Genomic DNA, 14,773 nt, shown 5'->3' with positions numbered 1-14,773 from the left:
GATGTCAACCGATGCGAATGGTCGTGTCGGAAAGGAACTGATACGCGGGAATGTGCATGTTCTCCGGCGCGGGACCCCGCCGGATGCGGCCGGCCGAATCATAGTGCGAGCCATGACACGGGCAGAACCAGCCGTCGTAATCGCCCTGGCTGCCGAGCGGCACGCAGCCGAGATGCGTGCAGATACCGACCATGACGAGCCAGGCTTCCTTGCCCTCGGCGGCGCGGTTGGCATCGGTCGCAGGCGCGTCGGTGGGCAGGTTGCCGTTGCGGGCCAGCGGATCGACGAGCTGGCTCACCTCGACGGCCTTCGCCTCCTCGATCTCCTTGGGCGTGCGGTGACGGATGAAGACGGGCTTGCCGCGCCATTTCACCGTGATGCTCTGCCCCTCGGCGACCTGCCCGACGTCCACTTCCACGGAACTCAGCGCCAGCGTCGAGGCATCGGGGTTCATCTGGTCGACGAACGGCCACACCAGCGCGCCGACGCCCACGGCGCCCACCGCACCCGTCGCGATATAGAGAAAGTCTCGCCGTGTCGGCTCGACGGTCGCAGTCTCGGCCACGTTATGCCCCCCAATCATTCTGAGCCGCGCCGCTGCCTGCCCCGGCAGTCGCACGGAATGCCCGCTCTCAAGGCACCTGCCGCCTGGAAGGGCGCGCCGCCTGGACGGACAGCATTCAATCTGCCCGCGACTTCCCGCCCCTGCTCTTTGGCATGGTTCCAAAAGCCTGTCCAGAATTACACTACAACAGTCTTAAAAAGCAACGGCAATTCGCCACGGTCCAGCCTGCGCTAAATCGTCCCGTCGCGCCGCGGAAACAGGGTTGCACATTCCTCTTGCAGCGTCAGCCGTAAACCTGTCACATGCGCCTGCTAAAGTGTTTTCCGGTTTCGTATAATCGGAAATATGCCCGGTTTGCGTTTCGCCGCGCTTCGCGGGCGGGCTGTCGGCCCGGTCCGCGGCGTATGGTTTATCGGTTCCCACTGTCACCCCGCGGGAGGAGGCAATCATGAGTTTCACTGTTGGCGATGTTGTCATGCTTAAATCGGGCGGCCCCGCACTGACTGTGACCGAAGTCGGCGACAACGGCATTTCCGTTGTCTGGTACGCCGACAGCGAGGACAATTTCCGCACCACCGTCCTCCCGCCCGAATCGCTCATCCTGTTCGACGACGAAGATGACGTCGATCTGGAGGAAGACGACGAGGAAGACGAAGACGACGAGGAAGACGTGGCCTGAGCCACCCCGCATCATTGCGTCGGACCGCACGGGAAACCCCGTGCGGCCTTTCCGGAACAGCTCCGGGCAGGCGAAGCGGCATTCGCTTCCCCTGATTCCCGGCCTTTGCCCGCCGTCAGGCGCAACCCGCAGGCGCGGGGCTTCAGATTCGGACGCGGGCCGCGAGCCGTCAATCGGCTGGCACGCGGCGGATCGTGAATTCGATTCGCCCATCCCCCAGCTCGCGCCAGTTTTCGACCTCGGTCACATAAGCGGACCGCCTCGGGCGCTCCATCCATTCGCGTGCTTTCATGCGCGCCTTCTCGCGTGGCAGAATGTAAGTTTCTCGCCAGAAACAGAGGGCGCCGGCCGCATCGCGCTGCCGGGCGATCGCATCGCGCCGTGAAGCGAGACGCCGGACGATCTGGACGGGGAGATAGACGTTGCTGACCATCGTTGATTCCCTGCGAGTCAGGCGGATCCTGACAACCTCGCGACTGTAGCGGCCCGCGAAAGACTTGACGATACCCGCGCAGAACTTGCGATATTATTTTATTCCCGACACGATTGCCGCACCGGGAAGGAAATATCCGGCGGCGCTTGCATTGCCGCCCGTTACTGGCGCATAACCCGCCGCGACAGGACGGCGCGGATGCTTGGCGGGCCTTGCGAATCGGGCCTCCCCAGCGTCATATTTCTTACATATCGCTGTTTGTGGCATGCTTGTCGCGGCGTATCCGGCGGCTCCGGCGCACGGCGGTTCATCGGGGAGAGATTGAGGCGATGCAGACCTTTTTTGTCGAGATCAAATGCCGGTTGGGCAAGACGTATGACGTGGCGAGCGCGCTGGCCGATCGGGAGATCGCGTCCGAGATCTATTCCATCGCCGGCGATTTCGACATCCTCGCCAAGTTCCACGTCGACGCGGGCGTCGATATCGGGCACTTCGTGGGCGAGAAGGTGCAAACCATCGACGGCATCGCCGACACGCGCACCGTGATCACCTTCAAGGCTTTCTGACCCCTGCCGTTTTTTCCGAGAGACATCCCCCGAGAGTGTTTTCGCCCATGCACGGACTGAAGCGCGCCCTGGCGGCGATCTGGCGGCTGATCCTGCCATATGTGACGGCGCGCGAGACGGGCGAGCTGACCGTTCCGCTCATCGGGCGCATCCGCATGCAGGAGCGCTGGATCGGCATCGGGCTTTTCATCTCGCTCATCCTGATCAGCCTGTTTCAGGTCGGGCTCAACGTCCGCCTGAGCTACTTCTCGCGCGATCTCTACAATGCCTTGCAGGAGATGGACGCCGGCGCTTTCTGGCATCAGCTTCTGCTCGTCTTCTCACCGCTCGCCGCCGTATGGATCGGCGTCGCGATCCTCAGCATCGTCGTCCAGTACATCTTCGATATCCGCTGGCGCGCGTGGTTGACGCGCCGTTACATCGACAACTGGCTCGCCGGCGGCGCGCACTACAAGATGCAGCTTTCCGGCGTAGATGCCGATAACCCCGACCAGCGCATCGCGGAAGACATCAATCTCTTCATCGTCGGCACGCGCAGCCTGAGCCTCGGGCTGCTGACGCAGGTGGCGACGCTCGCCTCGTTTGCGGCGATCCTGTGGTCGCTGTCCGTCAATTTCACCCTGCCGGGCACCGATATCGCCGTGCCGGGGCTGCTGCTGTGGGTGGCGCTGATCTATGCGGTGCTCGGCACCTGGCTCACGCACGTCATCGGCCGCCGGCTGATCGGGCTCAACTTCGCCCAGCAGCGCTACGAGGCGGATTTCCGCTTTTCGCTGGCGCGGCTGCGCGAATATGGCGAGCAGGTCGCCCTGCTCTCGGGCGAGAACGCGGAGCGGGAGCAGCTCGGCGGAAAGTTCCGCCGCGTGATCGACAATTACATGGCGATTCTCAGCCGGCAGAAGAAGCTGACGCTGTTTACCGCGTCGTTCTTTCAGGCCAGCGTCGTGATCCCCTATCTGTTCGTGGCGCCTTACCTCTTCGCCAGAAAGGTGACGCTGGGGCAGATGATGCAGACCGTCGACGCTTTTTCGCGCGTGCAGGACGCCTTGACGTTCTTCGTTTCCGCTTATTCCACGGTTGCGGATTACAAGGCCGTGGTCGACCGCCTGTCCAGCTTCGAGCAGGCGATCGAGGCGACGCGCCGGCGGGAGCGGGAGCCGGGTCCGCGCCCCGCGCTCGACCAGCCGGAACGGCCCGCCTCGCCGCATGACGGCATCGTCATCTCGAATGTGGATCTGCGCGTGCCGTCGGGCCGCACCGTGCTGTCGATCCCCTCCCTAGTGCTGAACCGGGGCGAGCGCGCCCTCGTCACGGGCCGCTCGGGCATCGGCAAATCGACGCTGTTTCGCGCCGTCGCGGGTATCTGGCCGTTCGGCGCCGGCACCGTCGCCCTGCCGGAAGGCGCGCGGGTGATGCTGCTGCCGCAGCGGCCCTATATTCCCATCGGCACGCTGCGCGCCGCCGCCGCCTATCCGGCCACCGGCGATCTCTATTCCACGGACGAGGTGGCGCGGGCGCTGGAAGCGGTGCACCTCGGCCATCTCATACCCCATCTGGACGATGAGGGCCTGTGGGGGCTCACGCTGTCGCTGGGGGAACAGCAGCGCGTCGCCATCGCGCGCGCCCTGCTGGCGAAGCCCGACTGGCTGCTGCTCGACGAGGCCACGGCCGCGCTCGACGAACCGACAGAGGCGGCGATCTACACCCTCCTGCGGGAGAAACTGCCGCAGACGACGGTCGTCTCCATCGGGCATCGCTCGACGCTCGACGCCTTCCATGACCGGCGCATCGAGCTCGTGGCCACCGGCGTCGGCAAGGACGCCGCCCTGACGCATTCCTGAAACGACAACGCCCCGGCGCAGGCCGGAGCGTCGCAAGGCGGGCCGGAGCGCCCGCCGATCATGGAATCATCCGATCGACAGGAATTCGCTCGCGATCAAGGAACGAGCGCATGCCCGGTCCGGTGCATCAGGCCCAATCGTCGCCGCCGCCATCGCTAAAATCGTCGAAGCCGCCGTCGAGGCTCTCGTCGTAGCTCGCATCCTGATAGGTCGCGTCGTCGTGCCCGGTTTCGAACTCGCCGGCGTCGGCCGTGTCCTGCGTGGCGGGCTCCTCCGCGGCGGCCGATGCCGGATCGGACGCGGCCTCGGCCGAACCGCCGTTGAGGCCGAAGGCGTTGGCGAGCACGTTGCCCAGCACCAGACCGCCCGCAACGCCGACAGCCGTCGTCATGGCGGAGGCGAGGAAGCCGCCGCCACCGCCCTGGTTGCCCCAGGGGCCCGGCTGCGCGCCCTGTCCGGCCCAGGGACCGCCCTGCGCGCCGCCCTGACGCCCCCAAGGTCCGCCTGCCTGCTGCCCGCCCGCCTGCTGCCGGGCGGCGGGACGGGGAGCGGGTTGCGCCTGCCGGGCCGGCGGCGTGGAAGCGCCGAACAGGCTGGACAGGAAACCGCCGCCGGCGGCGGGCGCAGCCGCCGCGGCCTCCCGCGCCTCCGCCACCTCGGTCTCGAGCGCGTTCACACGATCGTTGAGGCTTGTGAGCGCCTGCTCCTGCACATGCACGATCTGCGCCAGCAGATAGGCGGCGCCCGGCTGGGCGGCGAGGCGGTTCTGGATCAGCGCGTCTGCTTCAGGGTCACGCGGCTGGCCTTCGGCCTGCTTCAGCCGGTCGAAAATTCCATTGATGACGTCACGTTCCTGCGGATTCATTGCATGGCCCTCTTGAAGCACGATTCCGGTTGCCGGCGCCCCCTCGCGGGCCGCCGGATGCCGCAGAGGTAGGAAGCCCGCGCCGGTTCGCCAATGGGGAGCGCGCAATAACAAATTCGTGAACGCATCCGGCCGGATGCCCGGACCGGCGAGGGCCGGCGCGCCGGCCTTGACAGAAGGGGGCGATGACCTGTAGCGCCAGTGGGACAGCATCAGCAGCGGCGACGCCGTGCAGGCGGAAAGTCTCACGGCCCCGCGATCGAGGAGCGGCCCCTTGTCCGACATTTCTTCGTCCGCGCCTTCCGCCGGCGACGGCGCCGTCGCGGTGATTTCCGGCTTGCAAGCTGTTACGGATCGCTACGACGTGCTGCTGTGCGACGTCTGGGGTGTGCTGCACGACGGCCTCACCGCATTCCCGGAAGCGGGCGATGCGCTGGCGCGGTTTCGCGCGCAGGGAGGCACGGTGGTGCTCATCACCAACGCGCCGCGCCCGCACGGCGAAGTGCGCGTCATGCTGGAACGGCTGAGAGCCCGCCCCGATGCCTTCGACGCCATCGTCACCTCCGGCGACGTTACGCGCGGCGAGATCGCCGCGCGGCGCGGCCTGCCCGTGTGGCATCTCGGTCCCGACCGGGACCTGCCGGTTTTCGACGGCCTCGACGTCTCGCTGTCGACGCTCGATGACGCCGCCTATGTGGTCTGCACCGGCCTCTTCGACGACGACCGCGAGACGCCGGCCGACTACGCCGGGCGGCTGGACATCATGGCGGAACGCCGCATGACGATGGTGTGCGCCAACCCCGACCTCGTGGTGGAGCGGGGCAGCGACCTGATCTATTGCGCCGGATCGCTCGCCGCCGCCTATGAAGCCGCCGGCGGGCGGACGATCTATGCCGGCAAGCCCTACGGGCCGATCTATACGCGCGCAGTCGAAAGCGCGGCCGCCGTGCGCGGCGCGGCGCCAGATACCCGGCGTGTGCTCGCCATCGGCGACGCCCTGCGCACCGATATCGCGGGCGCACGGCAAGCCGGCTTTGATTCGCTCTTCGTCGCGCGCGGCATTCACGCCGCCGAGGCGCTCGACGGCGAGGGCCGGCTGGAAGAGCGCCGCCTGTCGGCCTGGCTCGCGGACCAGCCGCTCACGCCGACGGTGGCGATCGAGCGGCTGGTCTGGTAGAGAAACGGCGCAATATCTTCCTACGCGCAACCGCATCGAACCGAGCATGACCGCATCCGCGCCGCATCTGCCCCTTTCCGCCCCGCGCGTCCTGCCGGGCTTCACGCCGCTGCCCGGGGAACTGGCGCGGCCGGTGCTCGCCATCGGCAATTTCGACGGCGTGCACAGGGGCCACCAGCGCGTGATCGGCGCGGCGGCGGCGCTCGCCCGCGATCTCGGCCGGCCCGCGATCGCGCTGACTTTCGAGCCGCACCCGCGCAGCTTCTTCGCGCCCTCCAGGCCGATGTTCCGCATCACGCCGCCGCCGCTCAAGGCCGCCATCCTGCAAGCGTTCGGCGTGGACGCGGTGATCGCCTTCACCTTCGACGCCGCCTTCGCCGGGCTGACGGCGGGACAGTTCCTCCACGACCTGCTCGTCGAACTCTATGCGGCGTCCGGCGTCGTCGTGGGACACGATTTTCATTTCGGCAAGGGCCGGGAGGGCTCGCCCGCCTTCCTGTGCACCCATGCCGGCAACCGGGGCCTGCCGGTGACGGTGGTGGAGCCCGTGCGGGAGGCGGAAAACCCGGTTTCGTCGAGCGCCATCCGCGAGGCGCTGTCGGCCGGCGACATCGCAGCGGCGGGCCGTCTTCTCGGCTACCGCTGGATCGTGCAGGCGGAAGTGGTGCATGGCGACGCCCGCGGGCGCGTGCTCGGCTATCCGACCGCCAACATGCGCCTCGATCCCGCCTGCGGCCTGCGCCACGGCATCTACGCCGTGCGGATGCGGGTCGACGGCGTGGTGCATGCGGGCGTCGCGAGCTTCGGCCGCCGCCCCACATTCGACGACGGCGCGCCGCTGCTCGAAACCCACCTGTTCGATTTCGCCGGCGATCTCTACGGCAAGCGGCCGGCCATCGAGTTTCTGGAATGGCTGCGGCCGGAGCTCAAGTTCGACGGCATCGACGCGCTGGTGGCGCAGATGGACCGCGACAGCGCCGGGGCCCGCGCCATCGCGACACAGGCGAACGTGCGTTGCCCGCCCTCGCTTCTCGGCTGAAGCCGGCAGGCGCGCATTCCCCCGGAGCGTATTCTCGCGGGGCGTATTCTCTTTGCGTCGGCGTGCTCCGGCTGCTAGAAGTCCGGTCATGAGACATTTTCGCGTCATGACATATCGTGGCCCCGGCGCGCCCGTGGCCACGGAGCGCCGGAACGGCCGCGGGCGAATTAACGGCCCGGCCCCGGTGAACCTGTCGCCGCGCATGCCGGCGATACGGGCCGGGTCCGGGAGCCGATGACCGCCGCTTGCAGCCGCAAGCCGTTTGCCGTTCCAAGATTGCATCCGCCGAGATTTCATCCGTCATGACCAGTTCCGACAACGCCGTTACCCGCGACTACACGCAAACCCTGTTCCTGCCGAAAACGGATTTTCCCATGCGCGCCGGGCTGCCGCAGCGCGAGCCGGAAATCCTCGAACGCTGGCGAAAGAACGATCTCTACCGCCAGTTGCGCGCTGCGGGCGCGGGCAAGAGCCGCTTCGTGCTGCACGATGGCCCGCCCTATGCCAACGGCAACATCCACATCGGCCATGCCCTCAATAAAGTGCTGAAGGACATGATCGTGCGCGCCCAGTCCATGCTGGGGCACGACGCCAATTACGTGCCCGGCTGGGACTGCCACGGCCTGCCGATCGAGTGGAAGATCGAGGAGCAATACCGCGCCAAGGGCCGCGACAAGGACGAGGTGCCGGTGGTCGAGTTCCGCCGCGAGTGCCGCGCCTTCGCGGAGCATTGGGTCGATGTGCAGCGCGAGGAGTTCAAACGCCTCGGCGTCACCGGCGACTGGGACAATCCCTATCTCACCATGGCGCTGCCGGCCGAAGCGCAGATCGCGCGCGAGATCATGAAATTCGCCGCCTCCGGCCAGCTTTACCGCGGCTCCAAGCCGGTGATGTGGTCGGTGGTGGAACGCACCGCGCTGGCGGAAGCGGAAGTCGAGTATCACGAACACACGTCGCAGAGCATCTTCGTCGCCTTCCCGATCGTGGAAGCGGACGACGCCGACCTCGCCGACGCGCGCGTCGTGATCTGGACGACGACGCCGTGGACCATTCCGGCCAACCGCGCCATCGCCTATTCCGCCGATATCGCGTACGGCCTCTATGAAGTGACGCAGGCTCCGGCGGACAACTGGGTGCGCACCGGCGCGAAGCTGCTGGTGGCGGACAAGCTGGCGGAGGGCCTGTTCAAGGCCGCCCGCGTCGAGGATTTCCGCAAGCTGCGCGCCGTCGATCCCACGCGCGTGCGCACGGCGGCGCACCCGCTGCGCGGCAAGGATCCCGGCAAGGGCTACGACTTCGACGTGCCGCTCGTCGCCACCGATTACGTGACCGACGATGCCGGCACCGGCTTCGTCCATACGGCGCCCGGCCACGGCGCGGACGACTACAACGCCTTCCTCGCCAACCGCGCCCGCTTCGCCGCCGCCGGCACGGACGAGCTGCCGCACACCGTGGGGCCGGACGGCGCGTATTATCCGCATGTGCCGCTCTTCGCCGGCGCGCGCGTGATGGACGACAAGGGCAAGGAAGGCGACGCCAACGAGCGCGTCATCGCGGCGCTGCGCGAGGCGGACGCGCTCATCGCGCGCAACCGCATCAAGCATCAATATCCGCATTCATGGCGGTCCAAGGCCCCGGTCATCTACCGCAACACGCCGCAATGGTTCATCGCCATGGACAGGCCCATCGGTGGAAACGGCGCGACGCTGCGCGAGCGCGCGCTGAAGGCCATCACGCAGACGCAATGGGTGCCGGCCTCGGGCGAGAACCGCATCACCGGCATGATCGCCAACCGGCCGGACTGGGTGGTGTCGCGCCAGCGCGCCTGGGGCGTGCCGATCACCGTCTTCGTGCGCGAGGATGCGGCGGGCAACGTCGCCGCGCTCGCTCCCGGCGAGGGCTTCGCGCATAACGAAGAGCTGGCGAAGCGCATTGCCGACGCCTTCGAGGCCGGGGGCGCCGACGCCTGGTTCAGCGCCGATCCGCGCCGCTTTCTGGAAGGGCTCGTGGACGATCCGTCGTCGTGGACGCCGGTCAACGACATTCTCGACGTGTGGTTCGATTCCGGCTCCACGCACGCCTTCACGCTGGAGGTGCGCGGCGACCTCAAGACCAGCCGCGTCATCGACGGCGGGCCGGATCGGGTGATGTATCTGGAGGGCTCGGACCAGCATCGCGGCTGGTTCCATTCCTCGCTGCTGGAAAGCTGCGGCACGCGCGGGCGCGCGCCCTACGACGCCGTGCTCACCCACGGCTTCGTGCTCGACGAGCGCGGCGAGAAGATGTCGAAGTCGAAGGGCAACGTCACCGCCCCGCAAGATGTCATCAAGACCTCGGGCGCCGATATCCTGCGGCTGTGGATCGCGGCCTCCGACTATGCGGACGACCTGCGCATCGGCCCGGAGATCGTGAAGACCTTCGCCGAGACCTACCGCAAGCTGCGCAACACGCTGCGCTGGATGCTGGGCTCGCTGCACCATTTCGACGGCAGCCGCCTCGTTCCCTACGAGGCGCTGCCCGAGCTGGAGCAGCTCATCCTGCACCGCCTCGCGGAACTCGACGAGGAAGTGCGCACGGCCTACGCGGCGTTCGACTACAAGCGCGTCGTCGCGGCGCTGTCGGCTTTCCTGAACACGGATCTGTCGGCGTTCTACTTCGATATCCGCAAGGACACGCTCTACTGCGATCCGTCGTCCTCGGCAACGCGGCTGGCGGCGCTCACGGTCGTCGATCAGGTGTTCCGCACGGTGACGGTGTGGCTTGCGCCGATCCTCGCCTTCACCGCCGAGGAAGCGTGGCTGTCGCGTTTTCCGTCAGAGGCGGGCTCGGTTCATCTGGAGCTGTTTCCGGAGATTCCGTCGACCTGGCGCAACGACAAGCTGGGGGCGCGCTGGGAGAAGGTGCGCGATGCGCGCCGCGTCGTCACGGGGGCGCTGGAAATCGAGCGTGCCGCAAAACGCATCGGATCGAGCCTCGAAGCGGCGCCGCACGTCTTCGTCGCCGACGCGGCGCTGCGCGACGTTCTGCACGCCCTGCCCTTCGCCGACATCTGCATCACATCCGGCATTCATGTCGAAGCCGGCGACGGCCCGGCCGACGCCTTCCGCCTGGCCGACGTGCCGGGCGTCGCCGTCGTGTTCGCCCGCGCGGAAGGGCGCAAATGCGCCCGCTCCTGGAAGATCTCGCCGGACGTCGGTTCCGATCCCGACTACCCGGACGTCACGCCGCGCGACGCGGCGGCGCTGCGGGAATGGGATGCCGCGCATCCCGCCGGAACGGCCGGAACGCCAGCGGCAGGAACGCCATGAGCACCGCGAGCGGCAAGGACCGGAAGGCACCGACCATCACGCCGCAGCGCGCCGGCGTCATCGCGGCGCTGGCGACGCTCGTCGTCGACCAGGCGACGAAGCTGTGGGTCTATCACATCTTCGATATCGCCGCCCGCGGTGTGGTGGAAGTGACGCCGTTCTTCAACATCGTGCTGGTCTGGAACAGGGGCGTGTCCTACGGCCTGTTCCAGCAGGACGGCGCGTTGGGCCGCTGGCTGCTGGTGGGCCTGTCGGTGATCGCGGCGATCGTCCTCGCCGTCTGGGCCTGGCGGGCGCGAACGTTGCTGGCGAGCGTCTCGCTCGGGCTGATCGTGGGCGGCGCGGCCGGCAACGCCGTCGACCGCAGCATCTACGGCGCGGTGCTCGACTTTCTGCACTTCCACGCCGCCGGCTTCAGCTGGTACGTATTCAACGTGGCCGATGCCGCCATTGTTGCCGGGGTCGCCGGACTTCTGTATGATTCATTCGTTGTCGAGCGACGGCAGGATACGCCGGGCGAAAATTGAGCTTTCGCCCCACTATCGCCGCAGACGATCGTGACGATGGCGGCGTCGCCTCCGGGACTGGCCGGAACTTGCGCGAACACGGGGCGGCGATATCGCAGCCCGCGCGAGACGGGCCGGCGCACCAGCAGAACGGAACAGGACATGACGCGCGTTGATCTGAAGAATACCGGACTTGTCATCGGCGCCGTGTGCGCCGCGCTGGCGCTCGGCCTCACGGGCGGAGCGCCGGCCGCGCGGGCGCAGGAGGATACTTCCGGCGTCTTCATGAGGGATCTGCTCGGCAAGCTCGGCATCATCGAGGGCGAGGCCCCCAACATCGATTACAGCGAGCGCGCGCCGCTCGTGCTGCCGCCCGGCAGCGGCGCGCTGCCGCCGCCGCGCACGGCGGGAACGGCGGGCGGCGGTCATCCCAACTGGCCGCTGGATCCCGATGTCGTCGCGCGCCAGAAAGCGATCGAGGCCGCGAACGCGCCTGCGCCGAACAACCGCGACAGGGAATCCGCCCGCCCCCTGTCCGTCGATGAAATCCGCGCCGGACGGCGGGCAGGCGGCGGCGGCCGCAGCGGCCCTCCGGCGGAAGGTTGCTACGGCGATTCGTGCAGCGCCCGCCCGCTCGATCCGCGCGCGCTGCGGGCGACCCGGCAGCAGGAACGCGCGCCGGTGCTGGTGCGCGGGCAGGAGCCGGAACGCTCCTCCCTCACCCAGCCGCCGCGCGGCTATCGCCTGCCGACCGACGCGCCGGTGCCGGACACCGCCAGCGGGCCGGTGGAGCGCAGGGACACGGCCAGCCCTTACGAATTCTTCAATCGTAACAACAGATCCAATAATTGATGCATATCCATCCGTCGCGGCGCGGGCGATCGCGCCGCGTCCATGGCGGCGGCAGCATAGTCCTTATCCGTTTCACCCAGCGAGTCGCATGATGCATTCCCATTCCGTTTCGAGCTGTTCCCTTCCCGGCGCCGCAGCCGCCGATGGCCGGAGCGAAGGAGGGAGCGGCAGGCGGGGGCCGGACGTGCATACGACGACGCTCGACAACGGTCTCGACATCGTCGTGATTCCCGACCGGCGCGTGCCGGTGGTCACGCATATGGTGTGGTATCGCAACGGCTCGGGCGACGATCCGCTGCGCAAGTCGGGAATCGCGCATTTTCTCGAACACCTGATGTTCAAGGGCACGGAGAAGCATCCGGCCGGCACGTTCTCGCATCTCGTCGCAAGCCTCGGCGGGCAGGAAAACGCCTTCACCTCCTACGACTACACCGCCTATTACCAGCGCATCGCGAGAGAGCATCTCGGCACGATGATGGCCTTCGAGGCCGACCGCATGACGGGCCTCGTGCTCGACGATTCCGCCGTCGATCCCGAGCGCCTCGTGGTGTTGGAGGAGCGGCGCATGCGCACCGACACCGATCCGGCGGCGCAACTGTCGGAGGCGCTCGCCGCGGCGCTTTATACGCACAATCCCTACGGCACGCCGATCATCGGCTGGCAGCACGAGATCGAAACCCTCGACCGCCACGACGCGCTCGCCTACTACGGGCGCTTCTACACGCCGGAGAACGCCATTCTCGTCGTTGCCGGCGACGTCGGGGCGGACGAGGTGGTTGCGCTGGCGCAGGAGACATACGGCCGCATTCCCGCCCGCGGCGAACGGCCCCGGCGCGAGCGGGCGCGGGAACCCCTGCCGGTGGCGTCGAAGCGCGTCTCGATCGCCGACGCGCGGGTGGAGCAGCCCTACCTGCAACGGGCGTGGCTGGCGCCTTCCGTGCGCACGCAGGCCGGCGCGGAAGCCTACGCGCTGGAACTGCTGGCGGAGATTCTGGGCGGCGGCCAGACGTCCCTGCTCTACCGGCATCTGGTGCTCGATCAGGGCGTGGCGGTGAATGCCGGCGCAAGCTATCACGCGACCATGCTCGACGATTCCCGTTTCGACGTCTATGCCGTGCCGGCGCCCGGCGTGACGCTGGAGGCGCTCGACGCGGCGGTGGGCCAGGTGATCGCCCATCTCGTCGATAACGGCGTGAGCGCGCCGGAACTCGCGCGCGCCCGCACGCGTTTCATCGCCGAGATGATCTACGCGCAGGACAGCCAGGTGCATATGGCCCATATCTACGGGTCGGCGCTCGCCATCGGTGAGACGGTGGCGGACGTGCAGCAATGGACGGCGCGCATCGAGGCCGTCGACGCCGAGGCCGTCCGCGAGGCGGCGCGGCGTTTCCTGAGCCGGCCCCATACCGCCGGCTTCCTGTTGCCCGCCTGACTTATTCGCTTTTCGGTCCATTTGAGGTTGTCGCATGTCGCTTGTCGAGCCGGGTTCCACGAATGTTTCCAGCCAGTCGAACGCGCCGCGCGCCGTGCAGCGCGTCGTTTCGCCCGGCGGCGTCGAGGCGTGGCTCGTCGAGGAACATGCCGTCCCGCTCATCGCGGTGGAATTCGCGTTCCGGGGCGGGGCGTCGCTCGATCCCGCACAGCATGCGGGCGCGGCGCGGCTGTTCGCCGGCCTGCTGGACGAAGGAGCCGGCCCCTATGATTCGGATGCTTTCCACGAGCAGCTTGCGGAACACGCCATCGAACTCGATTTCTCCGCCGACCGCGACACGTGGCGGGGCTCGCTGAAGACGCTGGCGCGCCACGCCGACCGCGCCTTCGAGCTGCTGCGGCTTGCGCTCACCGAACCGCGCTTCGACGACGACGCCGTTTCCCGCGTGCGCGAGCAGATCCTCGCCGGTCTCCGCCACGAGGCGAACGATCCCGACGCGCTCGCCGGTCGTGCCCTGTTCGCCGACGCCTTTTCCGGCCATCCCTACGGCCAGCCGGTCAAGGGCACGGTGGAGACGGTGAACGGGCTTTCGCGCGACATCCTGCTTCCCATCAGGCCCGCGGCGCTGGCGCGCGGCAATCTCGTCGTGAGCGTGGTCGGCGCGATCGACGCCGCGACTCTCGCAGCCCGGCTCGACGCCGTGTTCGGCGGTCTGCCCGCGGTTTCCTCGGCCACTGCCGTCGCGCCAGCCATTCCGCGCGCCTCCGGCGGGCTCGACATCATCGACGTCGACGTGCCCCAGACCTCGCTGCGCTTCGCGGTGCCGGGCCTCCTGCGCCGCGATCCCGATTTCATGGCGGCGATCGTCTTCAACCACATCCTCGGCGGCGGCGCGTTCACCTCGCGGCTGTTTCAGGAGGTGCGCGAGAAGCGCGGCCTCGCCTACGGCGTCTCGACCTCGCTCGTGCCGCTGCGCGCCGGGGGGCTGCTGGTGGGCGGCACGGCGACGAAGAACGAGCGGGCGGCCGAATCGCTCGCCGTCATCCGCGCGGAGATCGCCCGCCTCGCGGCAGAAGGGCCCGACGAGGACGAACTGGCCAAGGCGAAGCAATATCTTATCGGCTCCTATCCGCTGCAATTCGACAACTCGGCCAAAATCGCGCGGCAATTACTGCAAATCGCGCTCGACGAGCTTGGTATCGACTATATCGACCGCCGGAAGGGCCTTATAGAAACGGTGACGCTCGCCGATGTGCGGCGAGTCGGCGAAAGGCTCTTCGGAACGAGCCAGTTGCTGGTCGTCGCCGCGGGACGGCCCGAACGGTTGAGCTGATCCGCGCGAGCGGCGACATGTTTCCGATTTGCCTTCGCTTTCCTTGTTTTTGCATCGGCTTCATCCAAAGAATGATACCCGTCGTCTGATCCGATGCAGTAAAAGTGCCTGACGAAGCCTCACGATCAAGGATGGCGAGAGCTTTCGGTCCTGGACCGATAACCGCCCCGCGAGGTT

At 67.8% G+C, this 14,773-nt stretch carries 13 protein-coding genes; 10 read left to right on the top strand and 3 right to left on the bottom strand.

What is annotated here, in order from left to right:
* Positions 1-4: 4 nt before the first annotated feature.
* Positions 5-583 carry a ubiquinol-cytochrome c reductase iron-sulfur subunit gene (gene petA, locus ACOYJQ_RS01665; RefSeq protein ID WP_433455881.1) on the bottom strand — a complete coding sequence of 193 codons (579 nt, stop codon included), beginning with the start codon at positions 581-583 and terminating at the stop codon, positions 5-7.
* A gap of 430 nt (positions 584-1,013) precedes the next feature.
* Between petA and ACOYJQ_RS01660 the strand changes: the two genes are divergently transcribed.
* Positions 1,014-1,244 (top strand): YodC family protein, encoded by a 231-nt coding sequence (locus ACOYJQ_RS01660; protein ID WP_433455880.1) that lies wholly within the window; start codon positions 1,014-1,016, stop codon positions 1,242-1,244.
* Positions 1,245-1,413: 169 nt separating this feature from the next.
* On the opposite strand, the gene ACOYJQ_RS01655 is transcribed toward ACOYJQ_RS01660, so the two are convergent.
* Entirely contained in the window at positions 1,414-1,677 is a 264-nt protein-coding gene (locus ACOYJQ_RS01655) for a hypothetical protein (protein ID WP_433455878.1), read from the bottom strand.
* Positions 1,678-2,006: 329 nt separating this feature from the next.
* On the opposite strand from ACOYJQ_RS01655, the gene ACOYJQ_RS01650 reads away from it, so the two are divergent.
* Positions 2,007-2,243 carry an Lrp/AsnC ligand binding domain-containing protein gene (locus ACOYJQ_RS01650; RefSeq protein ID WP_433455877.1) on the top strand — a complete coding sequence of 79 codons (237 nt, stop codon included), beginning with the start codon at positions 2,007-2,009 and terminating at the stop codon, positions 2,241-2,243.
* Positions 2,244-2,290: 47 nt separating this feature from the next.
* Positions 2,291-4,084: an ABC transporter ATP-binding protein/permease gene (locus tag ACOYJQ_RS01645; protein WP_433455875.1), complete on the top strand. Its 1,794-nt coding sequence runs from the start codon at positions 2,291-2,293 to the stop codon at positions 4,082-4,084.
* 127 nt (positions 4,085-4,211) lie between these two features.
* Here ACOYJQ_RS01645 and ACOYJQ_RS01640 read toward each other — a convergent pair whose 3' ends face one another.
* Entirely contained in the window at positions 4,212-4,949 is a 738-nt protein-coding gene (locus ACOYJQ_RS01640; RefSeq protein ID WP_433455873.1) for a DUF2076 domain-containing protein, read from the bottom strand.
* Positions 4,950-5,223: 274 nt separating this feature from the next.
* On the opposite strand from ACOYJQ_RS01640, the gene ACOYJQ_RS01635 reads away from it, so the two are divergent.
* From ACOYJQ_RS01635 to ACOYJQ_RS01605, 7 genes are all read left to right on the top strand, one after another.
* Entirely contained in the window at positions 5,224-6,126 is a 903-nt protein-coding gene (locus ACOYJQ_RS01635) for a TIGR01459 family HAD-type hydrolase (RefSeq protein ID WP_433455871.1), read from the top strand.
* A gap of 46 nt (positions 6,127-6,172) precedes the next feature.
* Positions 6,173-7,165, top strand: a complete 993-nt coding sequence (locus ACOYJQ_RS01630; protein WP_433455869.1) for a bifunctional riboflavin kinase/FAD synthetase — start codon at positions 6,173-6,175, stop codon at positions 7,163-7,165.
* A gap of 302 nt (positions 7,166-7,467) precedes the next feature.
* The gene (ileS, locus tag ACOYJQ_RS01625) at positions 7,468-10,473 is read left to right on the top strand and encodes an isoleucine--tRNA ligase (protein WP_433455867.1); all 3,006 of its coding nucleotides are present in this window, start codon (positions 7,468-7,470) and stop codon (positions 10,471-10,473) included.
* Between the two features lie 35 nt (positions 10,474-10,508).
* The gene (gene lspA, locus ACOYJQ_RS01620) at positions 10,509-11,000 is read left to right on the top strand and encodes a signal peptidase II (RefSeq protein ID WP_433456403.1); all 492 of its coding nucleotides are present in this window, start codon (positions 10,509-10,511) and stop codon (positions 10,998-11,000) included.
* 141 nt (positions 11,001-11,141) lie between these two features.
* Positions 11,142-11,831 (top strand): hypothetical protein, encoded by a 690-nt coding sequence (locus ACOYJQ_RS01615; RefSeq protein ID WP_433455865.1) that lies wholly within the window; start codon positions 11,142-11,144, stop codon positions 11,829-11,831.
* Positions 11,832-11,919: 88 nt separating this feature from the next.
* Positions 11,920-13,263, top strand: a complete 1,344-nt coding sequence (locus ACOYJQ_RS01610) for a M16 family metallopeptidase (protein ID WP_433455863.1) — start codon at positions 11,920-11,922, stop codon at positions 13,261-13,263.
* Positions 13,264-13,297: 34 nt separating this feature from the next.
* Positions 13,298-14,596, top strand: a complete 1,299-nt coding sequence (locus tag ACOYJQ_RS01605) for a M16 family metallopeptidase (protein ID WP_433455861.1) — start codon at positions 13,298-13,300, stop codon at positions 14,594-14,596.
* Positions 14,597-14,773 lie beyond the last annotated feature (177 nt).

Source organism: Pseudochelatococcus sp., assembly GCF_050946405.1.
Classification (GTDB): Bacteria; Pseudomonadota; Alphaproteobacteria; order Rhizobiales; family Beijerinckiaceae; genus Pseudochelatococcus.
Note: the sequence above shows the minus strand (reverse complement) of the source record. Positions and strands in the feature narration are given on the sequence as shown.

Coding starts and splice junctions, on each gene's coding strand:
- petA (WP_433455881.1), bottom strand. CDS start 583: ATGATTGGGGGGCATAACGTGGCCGAGACTGCGACCGTCGAGCCGACA.
- ACOYJQ_RS01660 (WP_433455880.1), top strand. CDS start 1,014: ATGAGTTTCACTGTTGGCGATGTTGTCATGCTTAAATCGGGCGGCCCC.
- ACOYJQ_RS01655 (WP_433455878.1), bottom strand. CDS start 1,677: ATGGTCAGCAACGTCTATCTCCCCGTCCAGATCGTCCGGCGTCTCGCT.
- ACOYJQ_RS01650 (WP_433455877.1), top strand. CDS start 2,007: ATGCAGACCTTTTTTGTCGAGATCAAATGCCGGTTGGGCAAGACGTAT.
- ACOYJQ_RS01645 (WP_433455875.1), top strand. CDS start 2,291: ATGCACGGACTGAAGCGCGCCCTGGCGGCGATCTGGCGGCTGATCCTG.
- ACOYJQ_RS01640 (WP_433455873.1), bottom strand. CDS start 4,949: ATGAATCCGCAGGAACGTGACGTCATCAATGGAATTTTCGACCGGCTG.
- ACOYJQ_RS01630 (WP_433455869.1), top strand. CDS start 6,173: ATGACCGCATCCGCGCCGCATCTGCCCCTTTCCGCCCCGCGCGTCCTG.
- ileS (WP_433455867.1), top strand. CDS start 7,468: ATGACCAGTTCCGACAACGCCGTTACCCGCGACTACACGCAAACCCTG.
- ACOYJQ_RS01615 (WP_433455865.1), top strand. CDS start 11,142: ATGACGCGCGTTGATCTGAAGAATACCGGACTTGTCATCGGCGCCGTG.
- ACOYJQ_RS01610 (WP_433455863.1), top strand. CDS start 11,920: ATGATGCATTCCCATTCCGTTTCGAGCTGTTCCCTTCCCGGCGCCGCA.
- ACOYJQ_RS01605 (WP_433455861.1), top strand. CDS start 13,298: ATGTCGCTTGTCGAGCCGGGTTCCACGAATGTTTCCAGCCAGTCGAAC.